22 protein-coding genes are annotated in these 17,845 nt (G+C 61.9%); 7 read left to right on the top strand and 15 right to left on the bottom strand.

From position 1 onward, the window contains the following. Positions 1–20: 20 nt before the first annotated feature. The 10 genes from IVB36_RS39325 to IVB36_RS39280 all read right to left on the bottom strand — a co-directional run bounded on the left by IVB36_RS39325 (position 21) and on the right by IVB36_RS39280 (position 6,671). A complete protein-coding gene (locus tag IVB36_RS39325) occupies positions 21–230 on the bottom strand; it encodes a hypothetical protein (RefSeq protein ID WP_247395050.1) in 210 nt (69 codons plus the stop codon). A 100-nt stretch (positions 231–330) separates the two neighbouring features. Continuing rightward, complete coding sequence (locus tag IVB36_RS39320) at positions 331–636, bottom strand: hypothetical protein (RefSeq protein ID WP_247395047.1); 306 nt, start codon at positions 634–636, stop codon at positions 331–333. Positions 637–1,338: 702 nt separating this feature from the next. Beyond that, positions 1,339–1,635, bottom strand: coding sequence for a hypothetical protein (locus tag IVB36_RS39315; protein WP_247395045.1), 297 nt, complete (start codon positions 1,633–1,635; stop codon positions 1,339–1,341). Between the two features lie 292 nt (positions 1,636–1,927). After that, positions 1,928–2,680 carry a hypothetical protein gene (locus tag IVB36_RS39310; protein ID WP_247395043.1) on the bottom strand — a complete coding sequence of 251 codons (753 nt, stop codon included), beginning with the start codon at positions 2,678–2,680 and terminating at the stop codon, positions 1,928–1,930. Next, positions 2,677–3,039: a DUF6074 family protein gene (locus IVB36_RS39305; RefSeq protein WP_247395041.1), complete on the bottom strand. Its 363-nt coding sequence runs from the start codon at positions 3,037–3,039 to the stop codon at positions 2,677–2,679. Before IVB36_RS39305 ends, IVB36_RS39310 begins: the two co-directional genes overlap by 4 nt. Further along, positions 3,036–3,284, bottom strand: a complete 249-nt coding sequence (locus IVB36_RS39300; RefSeq protein ID WP_247395039.1) for a DUF6074 family protein — start codon at positions 3,282–3,284, stop codon at positions 3,036–3,038. The genes IVB36_RS39305 and IVB36_RS39300 overlap by 4 nt, the downstream gene beginning before the upstream one ends. A 145-nt stretch (positions 3,285–3,429) precedes the next feature. After that, positions 3,430–3,633, bottom strand: coding sequence for a helix-turn-helix domain-containing protein (locus tag IVB36_RS39295; protein ID WP_247395037.1), 204 nt, complete (start codon positions 3,631–3,633; stop codon positions 3,430–3,432). An 87-nt stretch (positions 3,634–3,720) separates the two neighbouring features. Next, entirely contained in the window at positions 3,721–4,656 is a 936-nt protein-coding gene (locus IVB36_RS39290) for a hypothetical protein (RefSeq protein WP_247395035.1), read from the bottom strand. Beyond that, positions 4,653–5,966, bottom strand: coding sequence for a site-specific integrase (locus tag IVB36_RS39285; RefSeq protein WP_247395033.1), 1,314 nt, complete (start codon positions 5,964–5,966; stop codon positions 4,653–4,655). Before IVB36_RS39285 ends, IVB36_RS39290 begins: the two co-directional genes overlap by 4 nt. 276 nt (positions 5,967–6,242) lie before the next feature. Further along, positions 6,243–6,671, bottom strand: a complete 429-nt coding sequence (locus IVB36_RS39280) for a hypothetical protein (protein WP_018456779.1) — start codon at positions 6,669–6,671, stop codon at positions 6,243–6,245. 36 nt (positions 6,672–6,707) lie between these two features. Here IVB36_RS39280 and IVB36_RS39275 point away from each other — a divergent pair, with 36 nt between their 5' ends. The 3 genes from IVB36_RS39275 to IVB36_RS39265 all read left to right on the top strand — a co-directional run bounded on the left by IVB36_RS39275 (position 6,708) and on the right by IVB36_RS39265 (position 8,815). Then, the gene (locus IVB36_RS39275; protein ID WP_247298245.1) at positions 6,708–7,181 is read left to right on the top strand and encodes a hypothetical protein; all 474 of its coding nucleotides are present in this window, start codon (positions 6,708–6,710) and stop codon (positions 7,179–7,181) included. Between the two features lie 665 nt (positions 7,182–7,846). After that, positions 7,847–8,194, top strand: a complete 348-nt coding sequence (locus IVB36_RS39270; protein ID WP_018455146.1) for a hypothetical protein — start codon at positions 7,847–7,849, stop codon at positions 8,192–8,194. Between the two features lie 234 nt (positions 8,195–8,428). After that, positions 8,429–8,815 (top strand): hypothetical protein, encoded by a 387-nt coding sequence (locus IVB36_RS39265; protein WP_157642930.1) that lies wholly within the window; start codon positions 8,429–8,431, stop codon positions 8,813–8,815. A gap of 330 nt (positions 8,816–9,145) precedes the next feature. Here IVB36_RS39265 and IVB36_RS39260 read toward each other — a convergent pair whose 3' ends face one another. After that, positions 9,146–9,385 (bottom strand): hypothetical protein, encoded by a 240-nt coding sequence (locus IVB36_RS39260; RefSeq protein WP_007603449.1) that lies wholly within the window; start codon positions 9,383–9,385, stop codon positions 9,146–9,148. Positions 9,386–9,716: 331 nt separating this feature from the next. Between IVB36_RS39260 and IVB36_RS39255 the strand changes: the two genes are divergently transcribed. The 3 genes from IVB36_RS39255 (at position 9,717) to IVB36_RS39245 (ending at position 13,133) form a co-directional block, all read left to right on the top strand. Beyond that, complete coding sequence (locus IVB36_RS39255) at positions 9,717–10,625, top strand: dihydrodipicolinate synthase family protein (protein ID WP_026232886.1); 909 nt, start codon at positions 9,717–9,719, stop codon at positions 10,623–10,625. A 142-nt stretch (positions 10,626–10,767) separates the two neighbouring features. Next, entirely contained in the window at positions 10,768–11,739 is a 972-nt protein-coding gene (locus IVB36_RS39250; protein WP_085353399.1) for an SDR family NAD(P)-dependent oxidoreductase, read from the top strand. Between the two features lie 275 nt (positions 11,740–12,014). Further along, positions 12,015–13,133 carry an alpha/beta hydrolase gene (locus tag IVB36_RS39245; RefSeq protein ID WP_018455141.1) on the top strand — a complete coding sequence of 373 codons (1,119 nt, stop codon included), beginning with the start codon at positions 12,015–12,017 and terminating at the stop codon, positions 13,131–13,133. Positions 13,134–13,143: 10 nt separating this feature from the next. Here the strand turns inward: IVB36_RS39245 and IVB36_RS39240 are convergent, their stop codons facing one another. Then, entirely contained in the window at positions 13,144–13,650 is a 507-nt protein-coding gene (locus IVB36_RS39240; protein ID WP_007611061.1) for a MarR family transcriptional regulator, read from the bottom strand. 406 nt (positions 13,651–14,056) lie between these two features. Here IVB36_RS39240 and IVB36_RS39235 point away from each other — a divergent pair, with 406 nt between their 5' ends. Further along, positions 14,057–15,613, top strand: coding sequence for a porin (locus IVB36_RS39235; RefSeq protein ID WP_204511371.1), 1,557 nt, complete (start codon positions 14,057–14,059; stop codon positions 15,611–15,613). Between the two features lie 304 nt (positions 15,614–15,917). Here the strand turns inward: IVB36_RS39235 and IVB36_RS39230 are convergent, their stop codons facing one another. The 3 genes from IVB36_RS39230 to IVB36_RS39220 all read right to left on the bottom strand — a co-directional run bounded on the left by IVB36_RS39230 (position 15,918) and on the right by IVB36_RS39220 (position 17,810). Further along, positions 15,918–16,397: a GcrA family cell cycle regulator gene (locus tag IVB36_RS39230; RefSeq protein WP_018455139.1), complete on the bottom strand. Its 480-nt coding sequence runs from the start codon at positions 16,395–16,397 to the stop codon at positions 15,918–15,920. Between the two features lie 73 nt (positions 16,398–16,470). Next, positions 16,471–16,668 (bottom strand): hypothetical protein, encoded by a 198-nt coding sequence (locus IVB36_RS39225; protein ID WP_007603456.1) that lies wholly within the window; start codon positions 16,666–16,668, stop codon positions 16,471–16,473. A gap of 200 nt (positions 16,669–16,868) precedes the next feature. Next, a complete protein-coding gene (locus IVB36_RS39220) occupies positions 16,869–17,810 on the bottom strand; it encodes an acetamidase/formamidase family protein (protein WP_018455138.1) in 942 nt (313 codons plus the stop codon). Positions 17,811–17,845 lie beyond the last annotated feature (35 nt).

Genomic DNA, 17,845 nt, shown 5'->3' with positions numbered 1-17,845 from the left:
CGCTCGCGAGCGTGCTTGGTTCAAGCGATGATCGTTTCGGGCGACCCGAGGACCTGAGCCGGCGTTTGCGTCACACCGATGGTCGCGCCGCGCCCGCCTTCGTTGGCGACGCCGATCAGGGTCAGCACGGAGCCGGACCCGCTGGGGGCGGGCTCGACCTTCGAGATTTGAGCGAGCTGGATATAGATCGTCGCGCCATCGGAGCGCGTCAGGGTTTTCCACGAAGCCATTTTTGAGGGCTCTCCAAGTTGTAGGTTGTAACTCGGATGATCACAGCTTCGGCCTCTAGCGGCAATCAAAGCGGCGCGCATCTACGCGCGTTTTAGTCTCTCAATCGCGCATCCGTGCGCGATTGAGCATATTGACACGGTGAAGCGCGCCGACGGGTAAAGTTACAATGAAGGGCGCGATTACCACCCACCAGCGCGCGCCGATTTTTCGGCCATACCCGCCGCTATCGACGCCAAACACGCTCAGCTCGCATCGACGACGCATCTGCGCCTCGCTGATCCCGGCGATGTAAGCGGCGTCTTTCACAGGCATGCAACGCGTCGCGCCCGGCGGCACCTCTGCCAATTGATCCGCGATCGTCCGCAGCACTAGCACCGTCGCGTCGACTTCAGCTGCTTCCGTCACCGGGCATGCTCCCGTCGATTGGCTGCGTAAAGCAGACGCCGGCCGCGCCGGCCTGCAATGTTGACCGCGCCGTCATGCTTGAGCTGGGCCAGTGCCCGCCGCGTCGCCGATTTCTGCGACGCGTTCGCCCACCACCGCGCGCCCATTCGATGATTTCGCGGTGTCCGCTGCCAGTACGCCCAGTTCGCCAGTTCTGTCGACGTCATAGGCCCGAGCCGGCGCAAGGCGCGCGGGATCGCCGCGCGCAGTCCGATGCGCGCTGCAACCTCGATTGTGCCGATTGGAAGCCGGAAGCGGCTATTTACAGGCATTGTTTCAACTCACCTCGGAAGGAAACCGGAAATCTCAAAACCCGGGACATGCTCAAAGATTGGGGCGCTTCGTGCCGCACCATGAGCAGGCCCGCCAAAGGGTCCCTAAAGTGTTTTGCCACTGCCTTTGGATGGGCGCGCCGTCCAAGGCGGAGGGGCCTAGCGTGCGCTGGCTGATCGTCGCGGCGCGGACGCTGTGCCCGCCGCACAGGCGGACCTGCCAACCGCCCTGCCGCGCCACTGGGCTTCATCGCTCTGTCCCTGATCAGTCGCGACGCTGTCGGTCGGCGTGTCCGACGTCCGCTGCCTTGTCGGCGTCCGCTGCGGTTTGCCGCGGGTCGACGGCGCAACGGGCTTGATCGGTTCGAACTCGCCGGTATGCCACTCAGGATCAATGTTCGGCATCTGCCATCCTTTCATTCAGGGCGCCGTCGTGGATTTCGTCGTCCATTTCGGTTTGGTACCAGCCTTCGCTATCTGCCGGCGGCGCTATGGCGCGCGCCGGCGACACGGCATCGTTGCGGGTGTTTGCCCGGGAAGGATCGGTCGCGATCAGGCGCCAGACGTCGCGTTCAACGTCATCGCGGACCAAGACGATCAGCGCGCTGCCAAGGCGACCTGTGAAGTAGGTGTCGCCGGTTGGGGATCGGCGCTGTCGCAAGCTGGTCACTTCTATGCCGTCGATCATGATCGCCCCCCTGATCCCGGGCGACAACCCGTCGCCGGCGCGGCCGAAGCCGCGTCCGGCGCTCGCTGGAACTGTTGTGACCTGATCCGGGCAAGGTGCGTGCGGTCGAAAGGCCGCCGGAGCGTCGGCAGCAATCTTCTTAAATAGAAAGAATTGCTGGGCACGCGCTTTGGATATCGATATCCGATTTGCGTGCCCAGCCTGAAAGTCAGGGTGGACACGCGTCTCTGATATCGTGCGGATATCGATATCAAGAGGCGTGTCCAGCCCGAAGTTTGACCTGCCACTGCCATCAGCGGGCGCCTCGTTTGGCGATCTGCGCTATCGGCATCTTCGGCCCGGGCAAGACCCGCTTCTGAAGCCAGCCTTCGTTGATGCCGTGTTCGATCGCGCGATGAACCGCGGCGGTGAGGGTTTTGCCGGTCAACCCGGCATAGGCGATCGCCTTCCCGCGCCTGAGCTCGTCGCAGATCGCCGGGACGTCGATCCATTCTCCGAGGGGCAAAATCTGGCTTATCGCGTCCGCCCGCCGGGCGGGCGCCGTTACCTCCGGCTTCCTGCGCAGGCGCTCGCGAAGCCGGCGCTTCTGCTCCCGTTTGCGCTTCTTTTCGTTCCGGATCACCTTCCGCTGGGCGGCGTCGACGTCGATCGAACCGATCGTCGTCAGCCCTAGAGCAGTGCGCTTTGCGTATGTGATGCCGAAATCGGAGGCGAGTTCGTCCGCATTCCAGAACTTCGTAGAAGCGAAAGCCGCTTCCTTTGCGATCTTCCGGTTCTCGGCCGACATCCATGGGGCACGAAACTCCAAGAAATTGTCCATGCGCCTCTCTGCGTCGGCGCCTGTTCGAGCTTGGTGCACTAACCAGACGTGGCATGCATATTCGCCATCCTCATCGGGTGGCACTTCCGGCCCATAGCTATCTCGATAGACCTTGTTCAGGTCGATCACCCGAAGCGGGGCGATGTTGTCACGATCCGGCGCCCGGCTGTCCGCTCTGCTCGTCTCATTCGCCGGGACAAACCGGCGGGCGGATGCGGTGCTCATTGCTGACCGTCCGGGGTCAGGACCTGCCGCCACAATTCAGCGCGAACAGCCGCTTCCACCCGCCTGACTTCGGCGTCGATCGCTTCCCGATCGACGCCCATTTCCGCAAGCGTGCGACGTAGGGCGCGCAAATTCCGCTGAACATGCTGTTCGCCCTGTTCGGCGGAACGCGTCAGAACGAACTCGACGTGGCGCTTGATGTAGTCGGCGCCGCGGAAGCGGCCCGGCAAAAGCATCACCTTCGCTTTTGGGATCGTGATCTGTACGTGAAGCCGCGGATCGCCTTCAGGAGCGGCCGGCGCGAGTTCGCGCCGGGCCTCGCGGACCACACGGGCGGCAGATTTGTCGGCCATTGTCATGCGACACCCTTCGCCTGTCGATCGGTGAAGAAGGATCGCCACGCCTCGCGGGCGAAGGCGTGACAATGTTGTTCGATCTCGGTTTCGGTGATGCCTAGACTGGCAAGCCGGCTCCACTCGATGTCGAGGTGATCAATCAGATATTGCTCGGCGTCGTCGACGGACGATCGCTTCTGCATTTCAGTGGCGATGAATTCGACGATCCGGCGATGTCTGGACGAAGGGAAGACGTAGACCTGCGCCATGGGTCAGACCTCAGATGATTTGCGACTGGGGAAGTGGGCGGCACGCCGTTAGACGGAGAAAACGGCGCGCCGCCGGTAGCGCCGCCGTACATCCGGGCGGCGACAAGGCACCGGCGGTCGTGACCCGCCGGCGCAAGGGGAGGGATCAAGCCGATCGTGACTGTTCTGCGTAAGCGTCCAGATCGGCGATCGTGTATCGGACCAACACGCCGAACCGATGGAAGCGCGGCCCGAATTGGCGCATGCGCCACTTCGCCAATGTTGACGTCGATACGTTCAAATATTCCGCTGCCGCGCGATCATCCATGTAGCGTGATCCTGCGTCGGGCGTCGGCTTTGCCGCCTGCATTTCAATCCTCCGAGTGGTGACGCCGTGACAGCGCCGGAACGACACGGAAGATTGCCGAAATGCGAAATTAAAATAAGAGCAGCGGCGCTATTGGGTGCTGTGAATTAATTTAGGCGGGCGTCCGCGGCGGACCAAACCCATTGATTTTGTTTCACTTACTGCCGCTGTGAAGCAACGGTCGATTTCTCGATCCGGCAGTTCTTCTCGTGCCCATTTCTCGCGTGCGGCATTTTTCAGGTCGTTCTGGATGACGCGCCCAGTCGGCGGTACCCTGCCGAGTTCTTCGACGAAGAACGCTTTGCAGTTGATCGAAGCCCGGTTGGATGCGCTCGCCTGCTTTCGGTGCGGGTGCACGTGAACCGAATAGATGGTGAGGTCGCCGCGGTGCCCATCGGCGGTGACGGTCGACATATCCGTTCCGGGCGACCGATCAGCGTCCGGTGCTTCCCGTAGGCGGTCCCAGTGGTCGGGATAGACGGGTTCGAAGGGCGCCTTCAGGTCGCGCCAGCGACCAAAGATTTCCGCCCCGCCGTCGTCGACGGCTTGGCGAAAGTTTGCCTTCAATGACCGGATCAGTCGCAGGGCAAGATCGTGCTGCCGGCGGGCAGCTTCCCGGAATTCAGGCTTGATGTCAGTGGCGGGAAACGCTGCCGGGAATTGATCCACCCGGGCGCGGATGCTCTCAAAGTCGGCGAAGATCGTCGACCATTCGTCATCGACGACGCTGGCTTCAATTTCAATTGCACCATGCGCGGCGTCGATCAGAAGGCCGACGCCGCCGTGAGCGATCCTGACGACATAGTCCGCAATCTCCGCGACGCTGAAGTCGTCGGGACCGGCCAGCACAGTGACCAGCCGCTTCACTTCGTTCGGGAACGCCTTCTCCGTCGCGTAGGTCGGGAAGAACCGCATCATGGCGCCGTGCAGGGGCAGCCATTCCGGCTTCGCCTTTTCGAAGGACTTCGCTGGCGCCGGTGCTGCGCTCCGTTCCACTGCCTTTCCAGTCTTCGACGCTCGCTTCATTGCCGCACCCTCACCATGGGGACGACGACGTTGCTGTCGGGGGGCGGCGGTGGCGCTTCACCCATCGCGGCGGCATTGTCGCCGCCGATCCGCTCCGACGCGCGCCGGACCGGGTCGTTCGCCAGATGCGCGTATTTTGCCGTCGTCGCCGCGTCAGCGTGGCCCAGTATTGCCCCGATGATCGGCAGACCGACGCCAGCACCGGCGCCGACGCTTGCATGCGTGTGGCGCAGATCGTGAATTCGAAGGCCCTGAAGATCGGCCCGCTTCGTGATCGCACGCCACGGCCGATGCAGATCGGTCCGGGGCGCTTCTTCCTCAGTGCCTGCGGACCGGCCGGCGATGACGAACTGACCGACACGGGACAGGGCGCTCAAGATTTGCACAGCTGGCGCGTTCAGGACGATCGGCTTCCGGCCGGTCTTGCTGTCGTCGAGAAAGAGCATGCCGCGTTCAAGGTCGACGTTCGTCCAAAGCAGATGCAGGATTTCCCGGAGCCGGGCGCCGGTCAGGATCAGCAGGCGAATTGCCGCCGCGGAATGCGGATCGATGATCGTCCGGCGGTTCTCAGGCTTGCGGGCATGCTTCGCGGTTGACTTGGTTTCGTCGACAAGGTGGGGAAGGCCGACCGTTTCGGCTTCGCGCAGCGCCGCGCCCAGCCGGGCCAGTTCTTCGGTCGTCAGGTAACGCTCGCGGGAAGTTTCCCTGAACAGATCGACAGTCCGGGCCGGGTTGTCGGTCCGGTCGATCTCCCGGGCCTTCGTCCCCCACGCGAAGAAGCCCGACAGCGTCGCGACAACGCGGTTCGCGGTTGAGGGCTTGCCAGCGTCGATCCCGATTTGGCGATGAAGCTTCCGGATTTCGGCGTCAGTGACGTCCTTGGCCCGCTTGCTGCCGATCGCGGGCAAGATGTGAACCTTGAAGTACAAGCTATAGAGCGCGAGCGTCGATGCCTTGCGGCCGACCTTGGCGTCGGCTCGCAGGAACTTTGGCGCCAATTCCTTGATGGTCGGCGCTTCGCGGCCCTTGGCGATATCGTTGGCAGGATCGCCGCCGAGCCGAACGGTCGCCAAGATATCCTTGGCGCCGCCGCGGGCCTTCTCGCTGGTCAGGGTGGCCAGCGTCCCCAATGTCATGCGCCGGGTCGGGGCGCCGCGGCCGCCGCCGGCGGCGCGGTACTGCACGACCCACGACTTCGCGCCGGTCGTCGTCACGCGGACGCCGAAGCCGGGAAGGTCGTCATCCCATTCGATGAAGGTCCGATCGCGCCGCCCTAGTCCGTCGACGAAGGTCCTCGTCAGTCGCGCCATTTTTGCCCCCTGAATTCCCCGTGTAAGCACCGTGTAAGCACGGCGAAAGGAAACGAGCGGAATGCCCGTCTATTCGCGTATTCGAATAACAGCCTGAAAACAAGGGATTATTTGGCGATATTGACAGGATAGGAAAGAGGCGGAATGCACCGGAAGACCGGAAAATCAAACTGGGAGACTAGGGGTCGGAGGTTCAAATCCTCTCGCTCCGACCAAAACTTAGCCGGATTTCAGGGCGTCCGGATTTTCTCAAGGGTAACGGATAGGGTAACGGGCTTATGTCGCCGGGATGTGAATAGCCCGGATAACCAACGACAGCTTGCCCGCGTGTACGTGGGGCGTACCACCATCGCGCGTTGATTCGCCCGGAGCCAGGCACATGGGCACCTCGGATCGTAGATCGCTGACCTTTGAACAAGCGAGGGTTTGGCACCTCTCCCGGCGCAGCTCGACCGCAAGGAACTTAGTCGAGAACTTCGGGCGAAGCTTTGGGCCTGCATTCATGCAAGGCTTGATCGAGCCTACACCGACATTCTCCATTATCGTGGAAACTGGTCCAGAATTCTGAAGGATCTGCATGTCGACCACCACCACGTTCGCATCGACAAATTCAATCCGAACGGGATCGTCACCAAGATCGGTGACTTGTTCGAAAAAGCCGAATGCCACAAGGTGTACGGTTGGCTTTAGGCTGTTCTTCGGCACCCAAATTGTCCGCCTGATCTCGGTCCAGCAGTTCAGTTGGTATTAGAGAACTGCCGCGCGGCTTACCGCATTGAAGACGGTGTGTTCTGGCCGACTGCCTCAACAGAGGAAGCCGACGCGCTTATCCAGGCGAACACAGCATTATCTGCTTCGCAATTCGGTGGCGCAAAAACTCACTTAAAAAATGCTGCTTCGAAACTCACCGAAGGAGATTACCCAGCAAGCGTTCGTGAAAGTATCAGCGCAGCGGAGTCAGTTGCGCGCGTGCTCGAACCTACTGGCGATCTTTCGAAGGCATTGTCGGGATTAGAACAGAGGATTGCTCTCCATCCGGCGCTTAAAAAGGCGTTCCTATCACTCTATGGATATACGAGCGATGAGAAGGGCATCCGACATGCGCTCTTAAGTGAGGCTGAAGCGGACGTTGATGAAGCTGACGCGATCTTCTTTATCGGAGCATGCGCATCGTTCCTCACCTATCTGATTTCCAAGTCGCACACCAGGCGGTAGGGCAATCGGAGTAATCGACGACGTCCGTAAGTGGCTAAACGACGTACCGCTATGGAAGGAACTCGGGACGATACCTGATCGGACGAAGGCGCTTGAGGAAAAGGTTGCCGCATTGGAGGCGGCCCTAAACGGCAAACGGCCAGGCGACGTATGCCCTTCTGCGGTGCGCAAGGCGGTTCCGATGGCGACGATTTACGCAACTCTGGAAGCCCTCGAAAAGAAGGGGTTCGAATCCATGAAAAAGTGCTGCAATTAGCGTAACGCAGCGTAACGGAGCACTAGTCAGCAGAACTAAGGCGCTGCAATCCAGCGCGCGAGGGCGCTGCGATTCGGTGCGAACGAGCGCGCGGATTAATGGACGGCTTCGAGGGCTTCGAGCGGATTGAAGAACGGCTTCGGTTGGCCGCAATACAATTCTTGCCTGCGCTTGAACTTAGCAGCACAATGAAGACACATTAGTACGGGCTTTGATCTGGGGATCATGCTGTCGGGAATGAGGGTATCAGATGGTCACGTATCGTCTATCGAAACCCGGAATTGTAAAGCAACCATCGGTAGGAACTGGCGACGACGAAGTTTCACTGCCCGTGTGTTGGGCTTGCGCCCTTAGCTCCTGGCTTGAAGCCACTCGCGGGGTCAGTTGGTCATATAGCTCAATCATCCAAATGTTTCAGATGTACTGCAATGGAAATGCGCTCGATCTTGCGTACTTTGGTGAGATTGCAAACAGCCTCTCGATCAACATGGATTACGAGGAAATCGACAGAGCCGACCTCACGTTCGACTATGTATACGAAAAGATGTTTCCTCTGGCGGGGACGTCCGGGAACCATCTCTACATAGTAATGGAAGGGAAAAACCCAGCTCATGTAGTCGTCGCTTATGGGATTCAGCGGGACAACACCGACTACATCGCGATTATGGATCCGCTTCGGGGTGTGCTCGCTGCTCCTACCCTTTCTACCTTCAGAAACAAGGCCACTGGCTTCTTGATAGGCTGGCCCAGGCGATAACGATTGTGAAGCCTACGTCGGGCGGCGCAGCGATTTCTTTCTATTTGTTGCGTTGTAGCCCCGCCCTTACCATTTACCACCGTCGCCGTACCCCGGGCAGTTGGGCGCGGTCTCTCTTGTGCTCTATTTTCTCTCTCTTTTTCCTGTCTACACATTAGTGTCCTGTCCATTTCAATTCACTTCCAAGTTGACTCATGTCGTTGGTTCACTGGTTCACCTATAGGGATAACCAAAGTGAAATCAAAACGATTGGAGCCTTCAACCATAGAAGTCGCGCTGGAGCTTGAACGGATCGCTGCTGTGTTGCGGAATAGCCAAGCCATTGCGGACCAATCTCGGAAGCAAATAGCTGAGATGGGAAAGAGCGCTTCACCTTGGCAAAGGATCAAAGAAGACGGGTATCGAGGATTTGCCGATTCAGATTTGATCAATGCCTTCGAGAAGATATGTGTTGCGTCGCAGGCCATAGGTCTTCTGATCTTAAGGGAGGGAGAGCTAGAAGGCTTTTGCAGGAGCTTTTCCCGCAGAAACAAGGCCGAATGGTTAGCGTCAGTCTTACAGCTGGACCTTGACAAGACGAAAGACTGGTCGAGGCTCGAATCTTTGCGACTAGCATGCTGAGCGTCGTCGCTCGAGTAATTGATGGGCTCCCTCGACTCAAACCTGGATCAGCCACTCTGTAGTTTGATGCCGGGGCGAGGGCGGCGGGCGTGCCGGTCGAGCTGCATCTGCTCCGCGAACAGCCGCACAATTACGCGCTGATGCCGACGCCGGAGGGCGACGCGCGCGTGCGATCATTCTGCGAGCGGTGGCTTAAGGGGAAGGTGTGATCGTTGTCACAAGCGTGCCGCCGCAATGGGGCTGGCGCTGTCGATGCCCGCGCGGAAGGACGATGCGGCCTCCGGGGCGTTTCCTCGTTCGTCGTCTTGGTGTCGGTAGTTTTGCGGGGCCTTAGGCGTGGCCCTTGATCTCGTAGCGACCCGGAACGCATTTGTAGCGATCGAGCCGCCAGTTGGCGTGGTAGATCGGATGCTCGCCCATCCATTTCGCCAATGGAGCCTGTGCGCCGATCGCACACTGCATCATCGACATCTCGGGCGTCATGTTGCTGTCGGTCACGATTTCCTCGATGCAACTGCCTGAGCTGGCTGCACTCAGCCGGCAGAGCACGGCAACGACGGTCACGAACATTCCAGTCACCTCATCGGTAGTTTCTGACCACGAAGAGGATGCAAGCGGAGTGCCAGAGCCTGTGACGCAAACAACACGCTGGCCTGGCCGACTCGACCCAGCGTCCGGACTCCATTTAACGATTCGGATTGTAAAAAAATTGCCCCTGAACCGAAGCCGGGCAAGTACGGGGAACCGGGTCAGTAACAACCGCAGGGATGTCGAATGCTGGGAGCAGCGCCGCGTCGGTGGCGCTTCACAGGCCGCGCGCAGCCGGTAGGCTCGCAGCACCGTGGCCACTCGCCAAAAGAGCGGGGCCGCCACAAGGGATATGGAAACGCGAGGGCACACCATGAAGACACGACCGACCGGCGTAATCCCGCCGATGACGACGCCGTTCCGGAAGGATGGCGAAATCGACTACACCCTCGTAGCAGCCCAGGTCGACTGGATGATCGGCGCCGGCGCACACGGCGTCGCGGCCGGCGGCTCGACCGGCGAGGGGCATACGCTCGATCACGAGGAATATCGCGACCTGATGGAGGCGACGGTCGCCGCGGTGAAGGGGCGCATTCCCGTCATCGCCGGCATCATCGTCGACTCCACCCGCGATGCGATCCGCCGCGGCAAGCTGGTGCGCGACATGAATGTCGCGGCGCTCCAGGTCACGCCGGTGCATTATCTGTTCAAGCCGGACGACGAGGCGATGGTGGCGCATTTCCGCGCCATGGCGGACGAGACCGGCATGCCCATCATCATCTACAACGTGGTGCCGTGGTCGTACCTGTCGCCGGCGCTGCTGACGCGGATCATGACCGAGGTGCCGCTGGTGGTTGGCGTCAAGCAGAGCGCAGGCGACCTGAAACTGTTCGCGGACCTCATGATGATGGCGCCGGACAAGCTGATCTACAGTGCGGTCGATGCCCTGATGTATCCGTCCTACACATTGGGGGCCCATGGCTCGATCGCCGCGATCCTGACCGCCGCGCCGTATGCCTCCGTCGCGCTGTGGGATGCGGTGAAGGCGGGTGATCATCCGCGCGCGCTCGATCTGCACAAGAAGCTGCTGACGCTGTGGAACGCTGTCATCGCCGACAATCTGCCGGCCTGCACGCGCCATGCGCAGACGCTGCAGGGCCTGCCCATGACTTATCCGCGCGCGCCGATGCCGGAGGCCTCAAGCGCGCAGCAGGCGGCGATCCGCAAGGCGCTGGACGGCCTCGGCGCGTTGAACGGGCGGCGGGTCGAGGCGGCCGAATAGTCCGCGCCCCGAAATAACTGATGAGCACGGCAGCGCCGATCCGCTTTTACCTGCGGATGCGGCGCTGCTACATTTTGCGCGCGCTCCGATGCGTGGCGTAGCCATGAAGAAACATACCGACAAGGGAGGGGCCGAAAGTCCCATGAATGATTTTGCAGGAAAGATCGCCGTCATCACCGGCGGCGGTACGGGAATGGGACGCGAGCTCGCGCGGCAGCTCGTCGCCGAGGGCTGCAATGTCGCGATGTGCGACGTCTCGGAAGCCGCGATGGCCGAGACCAAGCGGCTGTGCGAGGTCGAGAAGCTGCCGCAGGGCTTGCGCGTCACGACGCATGTCGCCGACGTCTCGATCGAGGATCATCTCAAGCGATTCCGCGACGAGCTCGCCGAGCAGCAGAAGACCGACCGGATCCACCTTCTGTTCAACAACGCCGGCATCGGCGGCGGCGGCAGCCTGTTCACCAACACACGCGAGCAGTGGGAGCGCACCTTCAACATCTGCTGGGGCGGCGTCTATCTCGGCGTCCGCACCTTCCTGCCGATGCTGGTCGCGGCCGACGAGGCCCACATCGTCAACACCGCGAGCGTCAACGGCTTCTGGGCCTCCATCGGCATGAACCAGTCGCACACCGCCTACAGCGCGGCGAAGTTCGCCGTGAAGGGATTTACCGAAGCGCTCATCAACGACCTCCGCCTGCACGCGCCGCATGTCAAATGCTCGGTGGTGATGCCCGGCCATATCGGCACCTCGATCGTCTCCAATTCGCGCAAGGTGCAGAGCGCCGACGGCTCGGAGCGGCTCAACGCCGACGAGATCGCGCTGACCCGCAAGCGCATGGTCGCGGCCGGCGTGCCGGATGCCGACAAAATGTCGGACGAGGACATCCAGGCGGCGTTCGCCGAGCGCGCCCGCAGCTTCCTCGAGGATGCGCCGACGACGGCGGCTCAGGCCGCCAGGATCATCCTCGACGGGGTCAAGGCGGAGCAATGGCGCATTCTCGTGGGTGAGGATGCAAAGCGCCTTGACGAGCGCGTTCGTGCTACGCCGGAGCAGGCCTACGACCGCGCCTTCTACGAAAGTTTCACGCAGGAGGTCGGCTGGCGGCTCGGCTGACGCAGGCGACGAGCGCGCGCCGATATAGGTATGATGCGCATCATGGCAAGAGGCGCGCAGGCAATTTCACGTGCCACCTCTTGCCAGTTCGCTGCCGGCGTTTCTTGGCCGTGTCGGCCACTCCTGACGCATTGGAATGTCACGCATGCGACACATCCCTGCGTTCAAGCGATGGTGATCTCGAACGGCTCTCATTGGGCGCGCCGCAGCTTGGTCAGGGAACCAAAATAGTTTATTCAGTCACGTGTAAGGCGATGACCAGAGCGTAGCTCCCGATGATACCCGCATGCCTCTCCGACGACTGGATCCTTTGCCCGGAGCGAGAGGACATCTCCGCTGAGTTCACGCGGCTCCTCACCGCGGCCCAGGACGGCGGCGCCACGATCGCCGAATGCCTGATGATCGCGCGGCAGCTGAAGCGGGGCGACGACCAGTCCTGGCATCGCGAGTGGAAGAAGCTGGCGCAGGCCAATCGCCATCGTGCCGAGGCCGCGTTCGCGGAAGGTCACAGGGCGACCGCGCAGCGCAATTGGCTCCGCGCCATGAATTACTACAGCGCGGCCGCAATGCCGCTCGATCAGGCGGACGAGCGCCGCTGGGTCGCGGTCCTCGCGATGCAGGATTGCGCCCGCCGCTTCCTCGCCGCGCGCGACCCTGCCGGGGAAGTCGTGACGATACCCTGGCTCGACGGACATTCGTTGCAGGGCTATTTCCTGCCCGCGCACGCGCCGTTGGGACGCGTGCGAGCCCCGACCGTGATCTGCATCGGCGAGCCCGGCCATCGCAAGGAAGAGTTTCTGTTCAAGCTCGCGCCGCACGCGCGCGAGCGCGGCTTTTCGCTGCTGGCGCTGGACCTGTTCGGCGACCAGCGCGACGATTATCTCGACGCGCTGTTGCGGCGCCGGGATCTCGAGAGTGCGATTCCGTGCGTCATGGACTATCTGGAGACGTGCAGCGAGGTCGATTTCGAGCGCGTCGCGATCGTCGCCGATGGCTGGGGCTCTTCCTTCGTGGCGCGCGCGGTGCTGCAGGAGCCGCGGCTTGCCGCCGCCGTCTGCGATGGCGGCCTATGGGACCTGCACGAGCGGGCCTTCTTTGCCAGCCGATTCGCGATGAGCGACGTCAGCATCGTTCCGGTGCCGCATGCTCCGCTGATGGCCTCCAGCGCCGACTGTCCGGTGCTGATCACGCTCGGCGAGGACGGCTGGCTCAAGGCCGATCGGGCGCGTCAGATCGTCCAGACCTCCCGGCTCGGCAGTTCGGATGTCATGTTGAAGGTGTTCACCGCGGCCGAAACTGGCGCGGCGCAGGCCCATGCGGACAATCCGAGCCTTGCCAATGAATATATCTTCGATTGGCTGGAATCGCGGCTCGGCGCCGCGGGGCGCATCTGAGGACGTCGCCTCAGAAGTCGAGGGTCAGGCGGACGCAGGCCTTTTCGAGACGGGTCTTCAACATCGCGAGCTTGGTGGTGAATTCCGTCAGCTCTTTCTCGTCGAACTCCTGGAAGACGAATTCCTTGATCGTCTTGTACTGCTCGTTGAGGCTCGCCAGGTGCTTTTGCGTCTTCTCGGTCAGTGATAGTCGGACCACCCTTGCGTCGGTCGGCGAGGGGCGCCGGCGCAACAGGCCCTTCTTCTCGAGCAGCTTGGACTGGGTGGTGACGAACGACGGATCGACGTGGAGCAGTTTCGAGACGACGTTGACCGGAATGCCGTCGTCCTTGTCGAGGTCGGAGATCGCCATCAGGATCAGCCATTGCGGGCCGCTGATGCCGAGCGTTCTCGCCCAGAACTGACGCAGCTCCTCCAGATACATGTTGATCGACGATATCTCCCAGGTGAAGCGCCTGATGATATCCAGATTGCCGATGGTGCGGAGGCGCGCCCCTTCTTTCCTCGTCGCTGACACAGCGTCACTCCCGTGATCTGATTTGTATGCGGCCGGTGTCGTGCAAGCCATAGTCCACGCAAGCCTGCTCTGACGCAAGTGCAGAGCAGGGTAATTTTGTCAGTAAAACTACAAAGATGATCAGCTCACGGAATCGGTTCGCAATGGTGTTGCGAACGGGGCACAGGTTTAGCAAAACCAACAAAGCTGACTAAATAAGGTATTTTGATTACCGAAAGGCGCAGGCATATTGCTTCGTGGCGGTGGGGGGTACTCGATCGTCCCGTTGCAGGTGGTTTGCTCACGTCCCTCGCGTCGAAAGAGGGTGTGTCCGAAGCGCAAAGCGGCCGAGCGGATTTCAAAGACGGGGATCTTGGGGGGCCTCACGGTCCGGTCTTCGTAAAATGAGCAACTTGGAGGTTTTAATATGAAGGTGGTGAAGAGCCTTTTGCTCGGCACTGCGGCGGGTCTGATCGCCGTCGGTGGAGCTCAGGCGGCTGATCTTCCGGTCAAGGCCAAGGCGGTCGAGTATGTGAAGGTCTGCTCGCTCTACGGCGCGGGTTTCTATTACATCCCGGGCAGCGACACCTGCATCAAGCTGGGCGGCTATCTGCGTGCCGAAGTGGCGCTCAATGCCGGCGGCAATTACAGCGCCCAGTACAACAACGTCTTCGCGGCCAACAACCGCCTGACCAACTATTACTCGATGCGCGCTCGTGAAGATCTCAACATCGACACCCGCACCGCAACCGAGTACGGCGTGGTCCGCACCTATTTCGATGCGGTCTTCACCTGGACGACCGGCAACTATGTCGGCGCCGGTTCGGGAACGGGTGCGACCCAGTACAGCGGTACGCTCGGCCTCAACGCCGCAGGCACGAGCCTGATCGGCTCCAGCGGCGGCGCCGTCAACGGCACCGACGGCACGATCTCGGGCGGCGCGCTCGGCGTCTACTACGCCTTCATCCAGTTCGCCGGCTTCACCATGGGTAAGGCCGTGTCGCAGTTCGACGCGCCCTGGATCAACTATCCCGGCAACAACTTCGACCAGCTCGTCGGCGGCAGCGGCACCACCAACGGTGTTGCCCAGTTCACCTACACTGCCGATCTCGGCCAGGGCGTGACGGCGATCGTCTCGGCCCAGGACCAGACGCAGGTGTTCCAGACCGCGCTCTGGAATACGGCCGGCATGTCCACCGCCGGCGTCCTCGGCGGTGCCTACGGCTCCAACGATCTCGGCGGCACCCGCTCCCCCGATCTCGTCGGCACGCTCCGTGTCGACCAGGCCTGGGGCCTGTTCCAGGCCTCGGTCGCTGCGCACGACAACCACGTCGGCTATTACGGCGCGAGCGAAGTAACCGGTCATCCTGAAGACAAGTGGGGCTGGGCCGTCCAGCTGGCGCTGTCGATCAAGAACATCCCGACCGGTGCAGGCGACGTGATCAACATCTCGGGCGTCTACACCGACGGCGCGAGCCGCTACAACTTCCAGGAGCTGGCAGCGACCAGCTACTCGATGTTCGGCGGTTCGGGCGGCGCGTATCAGAGCATCGGCTTCGCCGGCGTGTCTGACGCGGTGTTCGCACCCGGCAGCGGCCTCGAGCTGACTAAGACCTACGGCTTCCGTGGTGCCTACACTCACAACTGGAGCCCGTACTGGAATTCGGCGCTTTATGGTGCGTGGGCTGCCGTCAACTACAGCGGCACCGCCAAGGGCATGATCTGCGGCAGCGCCGCGTTCGCGACCCTGACCGGCACCTGCAACCCGGACTTCAACATCGGCCAGATCGGTGTCATCACCCGCTGGACCCCGATCAAGAACCTGACCTTCTCGGCTGACTTCACCTACAGCCATCTTGACCAGAAGTACTCGGGCGTGATCACCACGCCGGCGCTCACCAGCGTTGCCAAGCCCGCGGCGACCTATGAGCTGAAGGACCAGGACACCTACAGCCTGTTGGTTCGCGCCCAGCGCAACTGGTAAGCTCAAGACCTTCGGATAGGACGCAGCCCCGGCGGGACACCGCCGGGGCTTTTTTATGAGGTGGGCTTCTTTGCGAGCGGGCGTTCGGAAATCCGGCGGCACGTGCGGGCGACGAAGACGAGCCATGCGAATCGATCGGCCCAACTTTATTTACTTACCTGAGCTACTAAGCTATATAGCTCCCAGCCGATGACGAAAGTTGCGGCTCTGACTTGATGCTAAACCTCCAGAAACCTCCGGCAATGCCCTGCCGGAGGTTTTTCGTTTTGGGCATGGCTCCAGGACTCGCCTCCAGGACTTGGCTCTAGCCGCGCATGACGCGCGCGCGGGAATTCGGCCGGTAGGCGAGGCGGCTGTGGCCGGCGCAATAGGACTGGCCGTCGGGTGCGGAGTTGCCGCAGAAGCAGAAATCGTCCGCGCCAGGCGTCGAGATCGGCCAGCGGCAGCGGTTCTCGGCAAGCTCGAGTAGCGAGCAGCGATTGGCATCGTCGATCGGACCGGTGACCATCGGCGCACCGGTCTCGCCGTAGATCGTGGCGAGCATCTCATATTGCAGCCGCGGCACGGTCCGCGGCGCGCGCGCCGGCGCCAGGCCCCTGTCGTGAACCTTGCGATCGTCGATGGTTCGGCCGCGCGTGAGATTGAGGCGAGACAGCTTGCCGATCACGGCGTTGCGGCTGACGCCAATGTCGGCGGCGATCTCGCGGCAGGAGAGCCCGGCCTCGAAATGCTGCCTCAGAAGTTCGATGCGTTCGTCGGTCCAGGTGGGTGAGAGAACAGGCATGTGTAACGGTCCCAGGTTGCAGATGTCGGCCATCCGCCTCTCGAGATCCGTCCGCCTCACGTTCGGCGCGCGCTCACGTCCTGCCATTGTCGCGAATCGACAAAAGCCCGTCCTTGATGGCGAGACGGATGCCTTCCTCGATCAAGGTACGTGCGACGCCGGGAACGCTGGTGCCGTGGGTGCCCTGTCTCACCAGCTTCTCCAGATAGGTGATGGTCGAGAGCGCCAAGGTTACAGGAATGCGGTCAGTCTCGGCTTTTTCGGTGGCCATGGCCGAACGCTAGCCTCTTACTCAGGTACATAAAAGTTACGATTAAGACTCTATTTAGGTTTGGAGGCAGAAGTCAAATGCAGGCTGCGGCGCCTGGTCAGCCCGTTGGAATCGCGAGGGAAATTTAGGCATGACAAGGCACGCCGCGCGGCAGGCCGGCGGCGGCGTGGCTTCGACCGGTCAGGAGTGGGCTGGTCGGCTCAGCCGTGCACGATCGTCTTTTCGATCATGCAATGGATGCCCTTGGAGCCGTTGACGGTCTGGGTCACCCGCAGATCGGCCGCCAGGCTGCACAGCGTATAGGCGTCCTCGCGCGACAAATTGCGCCTCTCGCCGAGCAGCACGATCATGTCGCGCAGCGCCCGCACCACGCACTGGTCCAGATCGGGGTCCATCGCCATGGTCATGTAATGCGTCGCCGTCTCGCCACGGGGATAATCGAGCCTGAGGTCCTTGCGCAGCGTCAGGCGAAAGCGGCCCTGAAGCGCGGTCTCGATCGCGGTGACGCAAACCTCGCCGTCGCCCTGCACGCCATGGCCGTCACCGCAGGAGAACAGCGCGCCCGGGACGAACACCGGCAGATACAGCGTCGCCCCGGCGCCAAGCTCCTTGTTGTCGAGATTGCCGCCCATGGCGCGAGGAACGAGCGAGGAGATGCGGCCCCAGGCCGGCGGCGGCGAAACGCCCATCACGCCGAAGAACGGCTTGAGCGGCAGGTCCAGCCCCCACGGCATGCGGGCGACCATCCGGGAACGGTCGAGCGGGATGTTCAGAATGCGCGTCTCGTGGAAATCGTCGGGCAGGGTGCCGGACAGCGGCTTGATCATGTTCCAGCCCCAATCCTGCCGGAGCTGGACGTCGAGGATCTCGACCGCGAGCACGTCGCCGGGCTCGGCGCCCTCGAGCGCGATCGGGCCGGTGAGGATGTGGCCGGGCAGCATGCGCTCGTTCTGGGCATGAACCTCGTGCATCTCGGGCGGAATGTGAAATTTGCTGCGGTCGGGCAGCATGTCCGGACCGCCACTGATGGTGTCGACCGTGACCTCGTCACCGCTCGCGATGGTGAGGACGGGCTTGAGCGCAGCCTCGAAGAACCCCCAATGGCAGGTCTCGGGGCTGGAATGCAGGTGGTGATGGGTCATGTGGCGTCCGTCCGTTTCACAGGCCCGGGCTTGAC

Origin of the sequence: Bradyrhizobium sp. 35, from assembly GCF_023073215.1 — a bacterium.
Taxonomy (GTDB): Bacteria; Pseudomonadota; Alphaproteobacteria; order Rhizobiales; family Xanthobacteraceae; genus Bradyrhizobium; species Bradyrhizobium canariense_D.
The sequence above is the reverse complement of the archived record's forward strand: the minus strand, read 5'-3'. Positions and strand labels throughout refer to the sequence as shown.